Raw genomic sequence first — 16097 nt, forward strand, 5'->3', positions numbered from 1 at the left:
CGCATCACCCGCGCCGAGACGGTCGAACCCGGCCTGGCCTTTCCCCCGATCGGCCAAGCCGCCGGGACGCAGGGCGGCAGCCGCCCCCGCGTCCCTCGCCGCTCCGTCAGTCGACGAAGCTCAGCACCAGCGCGCGCACCTGCTGCACCGACACGCCCGCCTGTTGCTTCAGCGCACCGAGCGCGTAGGCGCTGAGCGTTTCGCGGTCCATGCGTGCGGCCGAACGCGGCGCCACCACGTGGAGCGTGCCATCTTCCAGCAGGGACAGTTGCAGCGTAGCGTTTTCGTCCGCATCAATGGCCACGCTGGTCTGGGCGCTGGCGCGGACGTTCTGCTGCAGGTTCGGCGCGGCCGGCGCGCTGCCGTCCAGCGGGTGCAGCGCCAGGCTGCTGCCAAGGTCTTCCACCCGCAGGCGGCCCAGCGCGTGGCCCTCGCCGTCGAACACCGTCAGCACCGCCACTTCAGGCTGCGCCAGGGTCTCGCCACCGGTCGCGAGGCTCACGCCGGCACCGTTGCGCAACACCTGCTCCATCGCCACATCGCCCGGGGCACCGCCGCGCTGGCCGGCACCCAGGCTGGCGGCGCCAGCACCGCCCTGGGCATCGGCGACGTTGCCTGCGCTGTTGCCACCGGCATTGGCGCCCGCCGAGCCGGTGGCACCGTCGGCCGCGGCAGTCCCGGTGCCCGTGCCGATCGCAGCGCCGGCAGTGCCGCTGGCGCTGCCCGAACCACCGGCGCTACCGCCAACGCCGCTGCCGCTGCCACCGGCGCCGCCAGCCGATGCCGTGCTGCCGGCGCCGGTCGGATCGAGCGAGGTTCCACCCAGCCGCGGTTGCGCCGATGCGCCCAGTTCCCCCATCGCGCCGGCCGCTGCCGAAATCGCGCCCGCCGCGGTCAGCGAATTGCCGTCGGTGGTGCCGCCCGGCTGCGTGCCGTTGCCTCCCATGCTCGGCTGCGAAACCGCGTCCACCGCGTTGCGGCCCGGCAGGTCCTCGATGCCGGCGACGGTCTGCTGGCGCGCGTCGGTCAGGCGGTAGTTGCCCGCGTCGGCACCGTTCAGGGTCAGTGCGATCTGCACCGTCTTGCCCGCCGCGGCCGAGGCATTGTCGTACTGACCCTGACCCTGCAGCGCGACCTCGTCGCCGGCGACCACGCCACGCAGCGGCGGCAGTACCAGCACCGCGTCGCTGCCACCGTCGAAGCGCTTGTCCAGCACGGCCACATTGCCGACGGTCAGCTCCTTCGCCGCCACGTCGCCGCGCGACTGCAGGCTGGTGTTGACCAGGCGATAGTTGCCGGCGTCGCCTCCACGCAGGCCCGCGGTCACGTCCACGCGCTTGCCGGTGCCGGCGTTCTTGGTGTCGTAAAGGCCCTGCAAGATCAACGCCACATCGTCCCCACCAACCGTGCCGACCAGGCCGCTGCTCCCGACGTTGGCGGTACGGTTGCCGTCGTACACCTTGGTCATCACGCTCAGCGTGCCGGCGTCGATCGTCTTGGGCGTGATGTCGCCACTGGACTGCAGGCGCGTCGCGAGCAACTGGTAGTTGCCGGCGTCGCCTCCACGCAGGCCCGCGGTCACGTCCACGCGCTTGCCGGTGCCGGCGTTCTTGGTGTCGTAAAGGCCCTGCAAGATCAACGCCACATCGTCCCCACCAACCGTGCCGACCAGGCCGCTGCTCCCGACGTTGGCGGTACGGTTGCCGTCGTACACCTTGGTCATCACGCTCAGCGTGCCGGCGTCGATCGTCTTGGGCGTGATGTCGCCACTGGACTGCAGGCGCGTCGCGAGCAACTGGTAGTTGCCGGCGTCGCCTCCACGCAGTCCCGCGGTCACGTCCACGCGCTTGCCGGTGCCGGCGTTCTTGTCGTCGTACTGGCCTTGCAGGACCAGTGCCACGTCGTCCCCGCTCACCGTGCCGACCGGGCCGTCACTGCCGACGTTGGCGGTACGGTTGCCGTCGTACACCTTGGCCGTCACGCTCAGCGTACCGGCGTCGATCGTCTTCGGCGTGATCGAGGCGGTGCTGCCGCGCGGCGTCGAGGTGGCCACGTCCATGACGTAGTTGTCGGCATCGGTGCCGCCGAGTTGTGCGGCAACCACGACGTTCTTGTTGTCGCCGACGTTCTTGTCGACGAACGCGGCCTGGGTGGCGACGGACACATCGTCGCCGACGACGGTATTGCCGAGCGCGGCGTTGCGCACCTGCGCGCCGATCCCGCCGTCGTACACCTTGCCGGCCACGTCGACCGCCACCGTCAGCGTACGCTTGGCGATGTCGGCATAGGCCGTGCTGTCGACCAGGTAGTTGCCGGCATCGTTGCCGCCGAGCGCGATGCCGGACACGGTGACCTGCTTGTTGACACCGGCGCGCTTGTCGGCGAACACCGCGCCGGACGCACCGGCGAAGCGCACGTCGTCGCCGCTCACCACACCGCTCAGGGTCGCCGACCCCAGGCTGGCGATGGTGGTGCCGTCGTAGACCTTGCCCTGGATCGAGCCGGCCCCCAGCTGCAGCGTCTTCTGGCTAATCGTACCGATGTTGGCAGTGGCGCTGGTGCTGGCCAGACCGTAGCCGTATACGCGCACCACGCCGTTGCTGGCGTGGTCCACGCTCAGGCCGTCGACGGTGACCGCCTTGCCGTGGCCGACGTTCTTGCTGTCGTAGTGCGCGGCGGTGCCGGTCACGACGACCGTATCGCCGTCGATCGCCCCGCTGCTGGCCGTGTAGCCGATCCCACCTAGTGCGGCAGCGGCATTGCCGTCGTAGGTCTTGCTGGCTGCGCCGTTGAGGGCGACGGCAACGGTCGGGGCGACGCGGTACAGGAAGCCACTGCCCGCATCCAGCACGGTGCTGCCGGTGCCGGCGTTGTACTGTTTGAACTGCGGCGCCAGACCGCCGCGGGTGTCGTTGAGCGGCGAGGTGGAATACACCAGCCAGCGGCCGTTGCCGGTGCTCACCGCACTGCTGCCGGCCTGGTTGATGAAGTTGCGGCCGGCCGCCAGCAACACGCCGGTCTGTTGTGGTGCGACATTGCCCGCGCTCACCGCCTGTTGCAGCGTCAGGTCAGCGCTGGCACCGGTCAGACGTACGTCCACCGCACCGGTGGAGGTGATGCCGGCGAGGCCATCGACACTGCCGACCAGCAGGCTGCCGTTGTTGCGGAAGGTCAGGTCGCCGCTCTGCGCCGCGATCGCGTTCACCAGGGTACTGGCGGAGGTCAGCGACACCTTGCCGCTGGAGCGCAGCGCCAGTGCCGCGGCGGTCAGCGCGCCGCTGCCCTGGATGCCAGTGCCGGCGACGTCGTTGAGCGACAGCGTCTGCGCGGCGCTGATGCCGTGGTTCAGGGTCAGGCCGCCCTGCGCGGCGCTGAGGTAGAGGCTGCCGCCGCTCACGCCGACGTCGTCGGTTTGCTGCAGCCGACGCGCCTGCACCTGCATGCGGTTGCCGACGGTGACGTTGAACGCCCCCATCGTCACGTCGTTGCCCGCCGCATCCACGCGCAGCGTGTTCACCCCGTTGAAGCGCGACAGCGTGCCGCCGCTCAGGACGGTACTGCTGCCGCCGAACGCGAACGGGTTGCCGCCAGACACGGCGAAGGCCACCGTGGCCGCCGCATGGTTGCTCAGCACGGCGCTGGCGGCATCGAAGCCGGTACCGGCGGTGGCGGCGAGGGTGGCGGCGCTGTTGTTGACGTTGATCGCGCTGTTCAGTCCCAACGTGCCGCTGGCGGTCAGCCCGACCGTCCCGGTGGTGCCGGCACGCACGTTCAGGCCGGTCAGCGTGTCCGCCGCACCCAGGCCCCAGTTGGCGCTGGCACTGGTGACCTGGCTGGCCCCGCCCACGTCCAGGGCCAGGGTGGTGAAGTCGAAGGTGCTGTCGCTGAGCGTGGCCCCGGCGCCGGCGGTGACCGCCAACTTGGCCGCGGACACGCCGCCATTGACGCCCAGCACACGCTGCCCGCTCTTCAGGCTCACGGTGCTGGCGCCGGTGACGATGTCGCTGTCGAACACCAGATCGCCGCCATCGCTGCGCCCCACTTCCAGCGTGGCCGCGTTGACCTGGCCGATCGACGCATTGCTCAGCCCGGTGCCCAGGTGCAGGGCATTGGCCGCGGTCATCTGCCGGATCGTGACCTTGCCGTTGCCGCCGTTGGCGGTGACATGCTGGCTGAGGTTGATCGTGTCGCCGGTCAGGATCACGTCGCCGGTGCTGTTGCTGAGGCTGCCGGCGGTGATGTCCAGGGTCTTGTCAAGCAACTCGAAGCTGCCGCTGGCGTTGAAGTTGTAGTTGCCGGAGACGCTGATGGTGCCCGTGCCGTCGGCGCGGCCGATGGTCAGGTTGCGGATGCCCGGCAGCTTGTTCAGCGTCGCCGCCGAAGCGAAGCCGTTGGCGTCGCCCAGCACCATGTTGATGGTGCGGTCGTACGGCTCCAGGCGCATCGACGCGGTGCTGAGATTGTTCAGCGTCGCCGAGCCCCAGTCGACCTTGTTGGCGCGCAGCACCAGCACGCCGCTGCCGGTGTCGAGGTTGACCGCGACATTGCCGAAGTTGATGTTGCCGCTGGTGTAGATGCTGGCGCCGCCCTTCATGGTGAAGGCGGTATCGATGTTGAAGTCGCCGCTGGCGTCGATCAGGCCGTTGAGGATCTTCTCGCCGCTGGTGTAGCTGCCGTCGGCCTTGAACAGCACGCGCCCCGCACCGAGGGTCATGTTGGAGTTCAGTGTCACCGCGCCCTGGCCGGTGGACAGGTAGACGTTGCCGCCATTGCTGAAGATCGGCGAGTTCAGGGTCAGGTCGCCGCCGCCCATGTCGTCCGAGTCGCCCCAGATGCGCACATAGCCGCCGTTGGTGGTCAGCGTGCCGCTGACGGTGATGCCGTCGGCGCCGTACAGGGTGATCGAGCCGGCGCCCGGGGTGCCGTCGCCGTTCTGGGTGACGTCGTGGGTCGGCAGCGTGCCGGGGTTGGTGCCGGCGCCGTGCGCGACCAGGTTGCCGATGCTGCGCAGGAAGCCGGTGCCGGTGCGTCCGCTCTGCATGTAGATGCTGCCGGTGCCGAACACTTCAATCGTGTTGGTCGGATTAGCGAAGCTGATGGTGTCGTTGGTGTTCTCCAGGCGCAGGCTGACATTGTTGGCCATGCTCAGCCGGCCGTTGCCTCCGTTCTGCGACAGGTCGGCGACGGTGATGCCGTTGTCGGCCACCAGCATCACGTTGGCGTTCTGCGCCTGCAGGTCCTGCACGTAGACGGTACTGCCGGTGAGGCTGCCGTTGCCGGCGCCGGCCTGGATGGTGATGGTATTCGGATCCAGCAGCAGGTCGCCCATCGCGCCGTTGGCCGCGCTGGCATCGGTGCGGCCGCTGTAGGCAAGTTGCTGCTTGCCGGAGACTTCGGCGCGGCCGCCGTTGCCGCCTTGCGCGCCACCGCGCACGGCGATGCTACCGGCGAACCGGGTGTCGCCATCGGACCAGACTACCGCCTCGCCGCCGTTGCCGCTGCTGCCGGCGCTGGCGTCGAGCGCGACGCTGGCATCGGCCTCCACGTGGGTGGCGTTACGCAACGCCGGATCGTGTCCCTGCCAACCGCCGCCGACGTGGATGGCGCCACCGCCGGTCGCGCCGCTGGCGTCCAGGCGCGCGCCGCCGTCCAGGCGCAACTGCTGGCCGAGCACGTCGATGCGGCCGCCCTGGCCGGTCGCCGAACTGGCGTCGAGACGGCCGCCGACGTGGACCTGGCCGGCGTCGCCGCCGTCGAGCAGGATGCGCCCGCCATGCGCGCCCAGCGAGGTCGCTTCGACTACGCCATCCATGTTGATGACGCTGGAGCGCAGCGCGCTGGCGCCGGCGGCGCTGAGCACCACGTTGTTGCCGCGGATAGTGCCGCTCTGCGCCAGTTCCGCCTTCAGCGCGTCCTGGGCGACCGCCAGCGACAGCAGGCCGTCGCTGCCGAAGTCCACCGCAACGCGATCGCCTGCGGCCAGGCCGACCTGGCCCGCCGCGATGCTGCCGGTGTTGCTCACCGCCGGCGCCAGCAATGCCACCACGCCGCCGTTGGCGCGGATCGTGCCATCGTTGCGCACCGCGCCGGCCGCGCCGCTGGCCACGAAGCGCGCGTGTCCGCCCAGGAAGTCGCTGTCGCTGATGCCCAGCGAGCTGACCAGCAGCCCGCCCACGTCCACCTGCGCGCCCTTGCCGAAGTACACGCCATTGGGATTGACCAGCCAGACCTGGCCGTTGCCGCTCAGTTCGCCCAGCACCTGGCTGGGCGCGCCGCCGAGCACGCGGTTCAGCGCGATGGCGGTGCTGTCGGGCTGTTCGAAGCGCACGCTGGCCTGGTTGCCGATGTCGAAGCTGTTCCAGTTCAGGATCAGCCGCTGGCTGTCCTGATGCACGGTTAGGTTGGCGCCATGCTGGTCCAGGTGCGCATTGCCGGCGGCGATCTGTGCGCCGTCGGGCAATGCGCCAGGATCCACGGCATAGGCCGACAACGGCACGCTGCCGATGGCGATCGCGGCGGCGGCAGCGCGCACCACGGTGCCGCTGCGCTTGCCGCGGCGGCGGGAAATTTCGGCGGCGACCACGTAGGCGCCACGCAGTTCGTCCCAGATCAAACGGTAGATGTGATTCATGCGAATCGTCCTCAGAAGGCGTGGAGTTGCGGCGTCAGAAGCGCAGGCTGGCCTGCAGCCACAGGTAGTGGTCGTCGCGCAGGCCGTCGGCGTTCAGACCGGCGGCGCTGCGGCCGGGGTTGTCGCCCAACCGGTGCGCCCAGGCACCGCGCAGAGACCAGCGCTCGCCTTGCAGGTTCAGGCCGATACCCGCGCTGGACAGGTCGTACGCATTGCCCGACCACGGCATCACCGACCCCGCCCACGGATCGATGTGCTGGCGCACGTGGCCGTGATCGGCGAACAACAGCGCCTGCGCACGCACGTGCCTGGCGACGAGGAAATCGCGGCGCAGTTCGGCATTGACCAGCCAGCCGTTGTCGCCGCTGCCTTCGCCTACCGCATGCCCGCGCACCCCGGACGGGCCGCCGAGCAGGAACTTCTCCGATGAATCCAGGTTCTTGCTGGCGAACTGGCCATTGGCCCCCACGTACAGGCCCCAGTTGCTCAAGCCGCCCAGGCTCTGATTGCGCTCCACGCGCCAGACCAGCTTGTTGTAGCTGCCGCGGGTGCGCGCGCTCAGCCCGTCGGCGACGCGGTCGGCCGCGTTGTCCAGATCCACACGGCCGGCGACCCAGCCCAGACTGGCGCCGAAGTAACCGCCGCCCCACCAACCGTCCCAGGCGTTGCCGCTGAGCATGGTGGTGAGCCGGTCCAGATTGCGCTCGCGCAGTACCTGACCCAGCGCCTTGTCGACCAGCTCGCGACGCTCGGCGTCCATGCTGATCCACAGGCTGCGCTTGCGCGTGCGCAACAGCGGATAGCTGAGGCCGGCGCTGACGGTACGCGCGCTGCCGCGCAGGTCCAGCGGCTTGAACTCGGCGCCGACCGCGTAGTGCATCGACGAGGCGGCGACGTTGGCGCGCAGACCCGACGGGGTCAGGCCAATGGCGTAGTTCAGACCCAGCAGATCGCTGCCGCTGCTGTGGCTGAGGTTCACGCCGAGCAGGTCCTCGTGCTCGAACGGCCGATTCACCGCGCCCCAGGCGCTGCTGCGCCACGCGCCGGTGTAGCGGTTGGCGAAGTTGTCCACGCTCGCGCCGCCGATCCACGCCGGCGCACTGTCGGCACGGATCAGCAGGCGGCTGCTGCCGGGCTCGGCGCCCTTTTCCAGCGTCGCGCGCGCGCTCACGCCGGGCACGTCGTTGATCAACAGCAGCGCACGCTCCAATTGGTCGTTGCGCACCGGGCCTTCGGGCAAGGCCGCATCGGCGATGCCGGTCGCGCGGACGCGCAGCGCGGCATCGTCGGAGAGCACCTGCACGCGGCCGGGCGCATTCTGCAGACGCCCGATCATGATCGCGATCTCCAGCTCGCCGTTGCTCAGGTCCTGCCGCGGCAGATAGGCGCGCGCCAGCAGATAACCCTGCGCCTGCAGCGCGGCACTGACCCGCTGCGCCAGCGCCTGCAGCTGCGCGTGTGTCAGCGACTTGCCCAGCGCATCGGCGACCACCGCCTGCAGCGCCTGCGTGTCGATCGCGCCCTCGGCTCCGCTGAAGCGGACGCGGTCGATGCGTGCGCTGAAGCCGCCATCCGGCGCATCGGGCAACGGCGCCTGCAGCAACGCGGCCGCATCGTCGGCCGGCGGCTGCAGCCGTTCCTGGCGCTGCTGCTGGTTGAGCAGCGAACCCGCGTCCGGCGGCGCCGTCTGCGCAAGAGCCAAATTGACAGCGAGTGGCAACGAGCCGAGGCCAAGAAGCTTGGCCAGCCGCGTGGTATTCATGCAATGTCCCCGTGTGGTGCGCAGAACGCGCCCTTGTTGATCGGCGCCATTCTGGAGATCACGAGGGTGTGAAAACTTACGAGTTCTGACACGCCCGCGTAACGTCAGAAGACCGCATACGCATGTAGCTCGCGCAGCAGAATTGCAGGCGTTTTCGGCGAATTTTTGGCGCGCTCAAGCGGTCGGTGCCCGGCGCGTCACGTCATCGGCGGCGGCATTTTGACGCGCATCGCTGGCGCCACAGCGTGTGCGAGCTCGATTGCGCAAGATCGCCATCGCACGCTCGCCTTACGTTGTGGCGCACTCACTCCACGCGCACGGGCTCGGTCGTCAGGTAGCCGCGCGCGTGCTCGGTGCGGATCGGCAGTTCCTGGCCGCAGGCGTCGCGGCAGCGCCGACGCAGTCGGCTGATCAAGGTGTCCAGGCGACGCTGGTCGAAGGACATCCAGTCCCAGCCCAGCGCCTCGGCTACCTCGCGGCGGCCGGCCATCTCGCCTGCGCGCACGGCCAGCACCCGCAACAGCGCGAACTCGCGCGCGCTCAGTCCCAGACGCGCATCCTCCGGCGTATACAGGCAGCATTCGCTGGCGACCAGACGCCAGCCGCGCGGCAGCCGCCGCAACAGCGCATGCACGTGCGCCGCCAGTTCCGCCAGGCGCACCGGCTTGACCAGATAGTGGTCGGCCCCGTTCTCCAGGCCATGGATGCGGTCCTCGCTGGCACCGCGCGCGGTCAACATGATGATGCCGATGCCCGGGGAGGCGCTGCGCAGGCGCTCCACGATCTCCAGGCCGTCGGCATCGGGCAGCCCGCGATCGAGGACCACCACGTCGAAGCGCAGCCCGGCACTTGCGGCGAAGAAGGCCGCGGCCGAGCCGGCGGACACCACGCGGTGGCCGGCGCCGACCAGATAACCCTGCAGTTCCTCGCACAGATCCACTTCATCTTCGAGCAGACCGATCAATGCCATGTCAGCGAGCCTCCCCGGCGCGGCGGTGGCGCGCGGCGCCATGCCGTGCGCCGCATGTGCGGTGCGTGCGCATGCTCACGGCCCCTCCGCGGCCACGGCCTGGGGCAGGCGCAGGCTGAAGGTCGCGCCGCGGCCGTCGCTGTCCAGGGTCAATTCGCCACCCAGGCGCAGGGCGATGCGCTTGACCAGGTACAACCCCAACCCCGCGCCGGCGGTGCCGCCGCTGCCGCTACCGCGCGCGAATTTGCGGAAGATCCCGGTGTGCTCGTCCTGCGGAATGCCGGGTCCCTGGTCGGCGACGCCGAGGACCAGGGTCTGCGCCTGCGCCGTGGCCGTCAGCCGCACCGGCTGCCCCGGCCCGGAGTACTTCAGGGCGTTGCCCAACAGATTGTCCAGGGCGATCCGCAGCAGGCCGCGGTCGCAATCCACCCGCAGCGGCGCCTGCGCCAGTTCGGCCTGCACGCGCTCGCGTGACGGATCGAGCGCGTCCAGCACCTCGTCGATGAGCGCGGGCAGCGCAAACACCTCGCGCTTGAGCGCGCCTTCGTCCGAGAGCACCTGCTCGTCGTCGAGGAAACGCTCGATCAACTCGGACATGCGCTCCACCGAGCGCTGGATCTTCTCGATGCGGCGGCGTCCCGCCGGCTGCAGCGCGGTCTCGGTGTCCTGCAGCATCTGGCCACTGGCATGGATGATCGACAAGGGCGTGCGGAACTCGTGCGACAGCAGCGTCACGAATTCGCGCTGCTCCTCGCGCAGCCGCTGCTCGGCGACCAGCGCCTGCCGCAATTGCATCTTGCTCTCGCGCAGGCGCTGCTCGGTGGCCTGGCGCTGCACGATCTCCTCGGCCAGTTCGCGGGTGCGTTCGCGCACCTTGTGCTCCAGCGATGCCTCGGACTGCTGCGAGAGTTCCAGCGCCAGGGCCAACGCATCCTGGCGCTGCTTCTCCAGCGCGTAGAAGCGTTGCGCGAAACTGAAGGTCAGCAACAGCAGGTGCAGGGTCAGGCCCACCGCCAGCGGCGCGCCATTGCGCAGCCACGGCGTGTTCGGCAGCAGGCCCAGGTTGATCAGGAAGCCGCGGAAGAACGCGATGTACAGCACCAGGAACGCCACCAAGTACAGCTTGGCCATGGCCTGGCCGCGCCAGCTCAGGTAGGCCGCCACCAGCAGTAGCAATGGCACGCTGATTAGGCTCAGCCCCTGCACGAACGGCATCACCGTGCCGAACCTGCCAAGCAGGAACCCGGTGCAGGCGACGCCGATCACCAGCCACACGAAGGCTTCGTAGGCGCGCGACAGCCGCGGGAAATGCGTATGCAAGGCCATCAACCGCACGCTGAAGGACACCGCGATGGCCACGCTGAGCGCCAGCACCACGCCGAGTACGGTGTCGCCGCCATCATGCGTGTCCAGACGGAAGAACGGGCCGACCAGGCCCCGGGTCTTGTACACGCTGTAGCCGCTGGTGGCGATGTAGGCGACATACCAGCGCACCGGCCCCACGCCGCTGCGTCGCCAGATGAAGGTGCCGGCCATGCACAGCGCGAGGATGAAGCCCAGGAAGATGCTGTCCTGGCTGGCGGACAAGGCCTCGTGGGCGAGCAGCGCCTGCGGCTCCCACAGCTTCAGCGCCACCGTCATCGCGTTGCGCTCGGTCAGGCGCAGGTAGACCTCCGGATAGCGTCCATCCGGCGCTTCCAACTGGAACACCGGCGTCCGCAGCAGGTAGGGGTAGTCGCGCCGCGACACGTCCTCGCCGCGGCGCAGTTCGCGGAAGCCACCGCCCGGCTGCGGCACGTACAGGCGCACGGTGTCTGCCAGCGGCGCGTCCACCTGCAACATCAGGACCCGCGGCAGGCCGGTCATGCGATCCAGGCGCAGGCGCAGCCAGACCGCATCAGGGATGTAACCGAGACTGAACTCCGGCGACGCCGGCTGCAGGTCGCCGCGCGCCGCCACCGCGTGCACGTCGAGCGTGCCGGCACGGTCGCGCAGCATCTGCACCTGCCCGTCCAGGGCAATGGAGCGGCGGCCCTGCTCGGAGACCGACTGGATCCCGCCGCAACCGCCAAGCAGCACGACGACCAGGAGCAACAGGAGCGTGAGCGTCGAGCGGCGGCGCATGAAGAAACCGGCGTTGTATCCGAACGTGTGCGTATGCAGGTGGCGGTCGTCACTGAAAGCACTGCGAGGCGGCATCCCCATGCCGGCCCTGTGGCGGACACTACCCTGCCCGCTCCGAAATTCTACACAGGGAGACATGTAATGTGAAATTCATCAACATAAGACCTTGAGACACACCTCGTTCCGCACCTTCCGGCGCACGGCCCGTCTCCAAACCTGCACGCACCCCATTCCATGTCCCGCGGCCAGTGCCACGCCTGGCGCCCTGCTCGGACACCGCGCAAGCGGGCTCCAGCAGGACACGCCGCGCATCATGCTTCTGGGAGCGGATGGGGCGCTGGCCAAGCGCTCGTACAAGGTCGGGATCGCACGGGCATGACGCGTCGACGCCACAGCGCCCGGCAGCGAGCAACGCAGGCGTTCGTACGGCCGCAGGGCAGTGGATGCGAAGAGAGGGAGAGAGGAGCCTGCGCAGATGGCAGACGGGACGCGGGCGATGCCAGACAGGATCGGCATGCACGGCGGGGGATGGCGCGCCCGGAGGGATTCGAACCCCCGACCAATGGCTTCGGAAGCCACTACTCTATCCGGCTGAGCTACGGGCGCAACGGACGCGCATTCTAACGGCATTCGTGGTCCGCGTCTCCCCCGGCCGCAACTCCCTGCGACAGCACCCCCGCGGACGTTCTCGAGGCCGTCCCGCTTGACCAGGCAACCGCGCGCGGCGCACAGGCGGCGCCGAGGCCGATCCCCCAGGCGTAGCAGACGCGCCCGCAGGTTGGGGCCGGACTGACTGCAAAGTGCATCTGCAGACCCACACGCGACGACGCCGCCTCGCGCCCCGGGCAGTTACCGTGCGTGGCAGGCCACCGCCACGACATTGCGTGCTGCCGCCCACACCACGCGGCTGCTACCCTTGCGCGATGGCTTACGAACGCTACGAAACGCCTGCCGCGCTGCCGCCGCGCGCGCGCCTGGGCCAGTACTGGAAACTGCTGCGCGGCGACCGGCCGATCGGCGCGCTGCTGCTGCTGTGGCCGACCTGGTGGGCGCTGTGGCTGGCCGCCGACGGGGTGCCGCCGCTGTGGACCCTGTTCGTGTTCACCGCCGGGGTGTGGCTGACCCGCTCGGCCGGCTGCGTGATCAACGACTACGCCGACCGCTGGCTGGATCCGCAGGTCGAGCGTACCCGCAGCCGGCCGCTGGCCACCGGCGCGGTCAGCGGCCGCGAGGCACTGGCGGTGTTCGCGGTGCTGATGCTGGTGGCGTTCGCACTGGTGCTGACCATGAACGCGCTGACCATCGGCATGAGCGTGGTCGGGCTGTTGCTGGCCGCCAGCTATCCCTACCTGAAGCGCTACACCTACCTGCCGCAGGTCTACCTCGGCATGGCCTTCGGCTGGGGCATCCCGATGGCCTTCGCCGCCGTGCGCGGCGAGGTGCCGGCACTGGGCTGGCTGCTGTACGCGACCAACATCCTGTGGGCCACCGCCTACGACACCTGGTATGCGATGGTCGATCGCGAGGACGACCTGCGCGCCAGCTCCAAGTCCACCGCGATCCTGTTCGGCGAACTGGACCTGGTCATCCAGGGCGTGCTGTACGCGCTGATGTTCGTCGCCCTCGCCTTCGTCGGCCACCGCGCGGGCCTGGGCATGTGGTACTGGGTCGGCCTGGGCGTGGCGGCGCTGCTGGTGGCGGCCGAGTTCCGCATGGCCCGGCACCGCGAACGCGCAGCCTGCTTCCGCGCCTTCATGCACAACAACTGGGTCGGCCTGGCGATCTTCGTCGGCATCGCTGCGGCGCTGGCGCTGCGCGCAGCCTAGGGCCTGTCATCGATCACGCGCAGCGCGCGTCGTGCGCTGGAATCAACTTCAAGTCCTCACAAAGGCCGCTGCTCCGGCGCTCACCGAGATGAGCCAGGGTGCACCCCGCCGCGGCTCCTTGCACCGATGCGTTCTAGCGTTTGGCGGCCGGTGCCGGCACGGTCGCGGCCGGCGCGCGGGTCAACAGCGCCAGCACCCGCTGCTGCTCCTGCATGTCCTGCAACCCACTGATCCGCAGGCTGTCCCCCGGCAGCGGCGCCATGATCGTGGCCACGGTCAGCACCTGACCGTCGGCCAGCAGTGCGATCGGCTTGCCGACGTTCTGCTCGGTGGCCCGGGTCAGGCGTTGGCCATGTCCAGGAAAGCGCAGATCCAGCGCTGGCTGGCCATCGCCGTTGTCGGCGGGCGCGACGGTCGCCGCCTCCTCGACGACCAGCAACGCTTGCGGCGCCAGGTACACCGGCTGTCCGTGGTCGTCGGCCTGGACAGCGTCGGGGGTGGGCGCATGGCTGGCCAGGCGCCATTCGATCTTCGCCTTGACCGGGATGGCGGCGGCGACATCCGGTGCCTTGCCATAACCGCACCCGGCGACAGCGAAGACACACAGCGTCATCGACAGAGCCAAAGCCTTCCAGCGCATCGCACGCTCCTTTCGTTGTTGGCCTCTTCACCAGCATAAAGCCGCGCGTGTCTGCCGACCGTTCATGCGCCAAGGCGTCGGCGCCCTGGCAGAGATCGCCACTGCGGCACGTCGACCGATGCGCGCGGCGCAGTGCGTCGCGGCCGGCGCTCACGACAGACAATGCGCCGCGCCGCACGTCCTTTGCTGCCGAGCCCCCTGTGCCAGCGCGTGCGACAGACGCACCACGCTCACGGCACCCGCGCCACCACCCAGGCATCGACCCGTTCCACACCGGCGCGGCGAAGCGCCTTTGCCGCGGCGTGCAGGGTCGCGCCGGTGGTCATCACGTCGTCGATCAGGGCCACATGCGCCGGCAACGCCGCCGAGGCCGGCACCGCGAACGCGCCGCGCAGATTGCGCCGGCGCGCGCGGGCATCCAGTTCGGATTGCGCCGCGGTCGCCCGCATCCGCTGCAGGTCCAGGCACAGCGGCAGCGCCAGCGCGCGCGCCAGTGGCCGCGCCAGTTCCAGCGCCTGGTCGTAGCCGCGCTGGCGCAGCCGGGCCGGATGCAACGGCACCGGCAGCAGCGCCTGCGGCCGCGGCAAGGCCGCGCAGCGTGTCTGCAGCAGCGCGGCGAGCAGGCGCCCGGCCGCCAGATCCTGGTGGAACTTGAAGCGGCGCAGCAGCCCATCGACCGGCGCGGCGTACACGCAGGCGCTGGCGACCCGCTCTAGCGGCGGCGGCCGGCGCTGGCACGCGCCGCAGACCTGCTCGGCATCCAGCGCCGGCAGCGGCAGTGCACAGCGGCAGCAGGCCGCCGCATTCCATGGCACGCCATCGCGACAGGCCGCGCACAGGTCCAGGCCGGGCACGCCTGGCTCGGCGCAGACCAGGCAGCGTTCCGGCAGCAGGCGGCGCTGCAGCCAGCGCCAGCCGCCGTCAACCAAACCGCCACCCATGAAGTTGACAGGACTTTGCATGCTCACCAGACTGCCCGCTTTCCCAGCCGCTGACCGTCAGGAAACCCCCATGTCCGCTGTCGTCCGACACGACTGGCAACGCCAGGAATTGCTCGCCCTGTTCGATCTGCCGTTCCCGGAGCTGCTGCATCGCGCCGCCGCCGTGCACCGCGAACACTTCGATCCGGCGCAGGTGCAGGTGTCCACGCTGCTGTCGGTGAAGACCGGCGGTTGCCCGGAGGACTGCGCCTATTGCCCGCAGGCGCAGCGTTACGCCACCGGTGTGGAAGCGCAGAAGCTGATGAGCACCGAGGCGGTGCTGGACAAGGCGCGCCAGGCCAAGGCCGCCGGTGCGTCGCGGTTCTGCATGGGCGCGGCCTGGCGTTCGCCCAAGGACCGGGACATCCCGAAGGTGGCGGAGATGATCCGCGAGGTGAAGGCGCTGGGCCTGGAGACCTGCGCCACCCTGGGCATGCTCGACGGCACCCAGGCGCAGGCGCTGAAGGCGGCCGGGCTGGACTACTACAACCACAATCTGGACACCGCGCCGGATTTCTACGACTCGATCATCCACACCCGCCAGTACCAGGACCGCCTGGACACCCTGACCCACGTGCGCGACGCCGGCCTGAAGACCTGCTGCGGCGGCATCGTCGGCATGGGCGAGTCGCGCGACCAGCGCGCCGGCCTGCTGCAGGCGCTGGCCAACCTGCCGGTGCATCCGGATTCGGTGCCGATCAACCGCCTGGTGCAGGTCGCCGGCACGCCGCTGCACGGCACGGTCGAGCTGGACCCGTTCGAGTTCGTGCGCACGATCGCCGTTGCCCGCATCGCGATGCCGCGGGCGATGGTGCGGCTGTCGGCCGGGCGCGAGAGCATGAGCGACGAACTGCAGGCGCTGTGCTTCTGCGCCGGCGCCAACTCGATCTTCTACGGCGAGAAGCTGCTGACCACCGGCAACCCGGACACCGAACGCGACCGGGCGCTGTTCGCACGGCTGGGGCTGCGGCCGATGCAGGTGATGGTCGATGCCGATGCGCACGACCATCCCGGGACCGTGCACGCCGACATCACCACCCCGCCGGCGATCGCCGCCGCCCTGGTCTGACGTCGCGCGTCCGTCCGCCGATCCGGCCGTCCATCGCCGGCGGCGCCCGGCCCGGCCGGGGACGCGCTACGCTAGCCCGCCAGATGCCCGTCCCG

The 16097-nt window shown here is 69.9% G+C and carries 8 protein-coding genes and 1 tRNA gene; 2 read left to right on the forward strand and 7 right to left on the reverse strand.

Features of this window, described 5'->3' with window-relative positions; all coding sequences use genetic code 11:
* Positions 1-106: 106 nt before the first annotated feature.
* The 5 genes from Q7W82_RS00965 to Q7W82_RS00985 all read right to left on the reverse strand — a co-directional run bounded on the left by Q7W82_RS00965 (position 107) and on the right by Q7W82_RS00985 (position 12093).
* On the reverse strand, positions 107-6631 hold the full coding sequence (locus Q7W82_RS00965) for a YDG domain-containing protein (RefSeq protein ID WP_353949504.1): 6525 nt from the start codon (positions 6629-6631) through the stop codon (positions 107-109).
* 34 nt (positions 6632-6665) lie between these two features.
* Positions 6666-8393, reverse strand: coding sequence for a ShlB/FhaC/HecB family hemolysin secretion/activation protein (locus tag Q7W82_RS00970; protein ID WP_242159268.1), 1728 nt, complete (start codon positions 8391-8393; stop codon positions 6666-6668).
* Positions 8394-8697: 304 nt separating this feature from the next.
* Entirely contained in the window at positions 8698-9363 is a 666-nt protein-coding gene (locus Q7W82_RS00975) for a response regulator transcription factor (protein ID WP_242159267.1), read from the reverse strand.
* A gap of 75 nt (positions 9364-9438) precedes the next feature.
* On the reverse strand, positions 9439-11457 hold the full coding sequence (locus tag Q7W82_RS00980) for a sensor histidine kinase (protein WP_242159266.1): 2019 nt from the start codon (positions 11455-11457) through the stop codon (positions 9439-9441).
* Positions 11458-12016: 559 nt separating this feature from the next.
* A tRNA-Arg gene (locus Q7W82_RS00985) sits at positions 12017-12093 on the reverse strand.
* 317 nt (positions 12094-12410) lie between these two features.
* Between Q7W82_RS00985 and ubiA the strand changes: the two genes are divergently transcribed.
* The gene (gene ubiA, locus Q7W82_RS00990; RefSeq protein ID WP_242159265.1) at positions 12411-13313 is read left to right on the forward strand and encodes a 4-hydroxybenzoate octaprenyltransferase; all 903 of its coding nucleotides are present in this window, start codon (positions 12411-12413) and stop codon (positions 13311-13313) included.
* A gap of 133 nt (positions 13314-13446) precedes the next feature.
* Here the strand turns inward: ubiA and Q7W82_RS00995 are convergent, their stop codons facing one another.
* A complete protein-coding gene (locus tag Q7W82_RS00995; protein ID WP_242159264.1) occupies positions 13447-13926 on the reverse strand; it encodes a preprotein translocase subunit SecD in 480 nt (159 codons plus the stop codon).
* A 257-nt stretch (positions 13927-14183) separates the two neighbouring features.
* Positions 14184-14915: a ComF family protein gene (locus Q7W82_RS01000; protein WP_311195493.1), complete on the reverse strand. Its 732-nt coding sequence runs from the start codon at positions 14913-14915 to the stop codon at positions 14184-14186.
* A 49-nt stretch (positions 14916-14964) separates the two neighbouring features.
* Between Q7W82_RS01000 and bioB the strand changes: the two genes are divergently transcribed.
* Positions 14965-16002, forward strand: a complete 1038-nt coding sequence (gene bioB / locus Q7W82_RS01005) for a biotin synthase BioB (protein WP_242159263.1) — start codon at positions 14965-14967, stop codon at positions 16000-16002.
* Positions 16003-16097 lie beyond the last annotated feature (95 nt).

Origin of the sequence: Xanthomonas indica, from assembly GCF_040529045.1 — a bacterium.
GTDB classification, from domain to species: Bacteria; Pseudomonadota; Gammaproteobacteria; order Xanthomonadales; family Xanthomonadaceae; genus Xanthomonas_A; species Xanthomonas_A indica.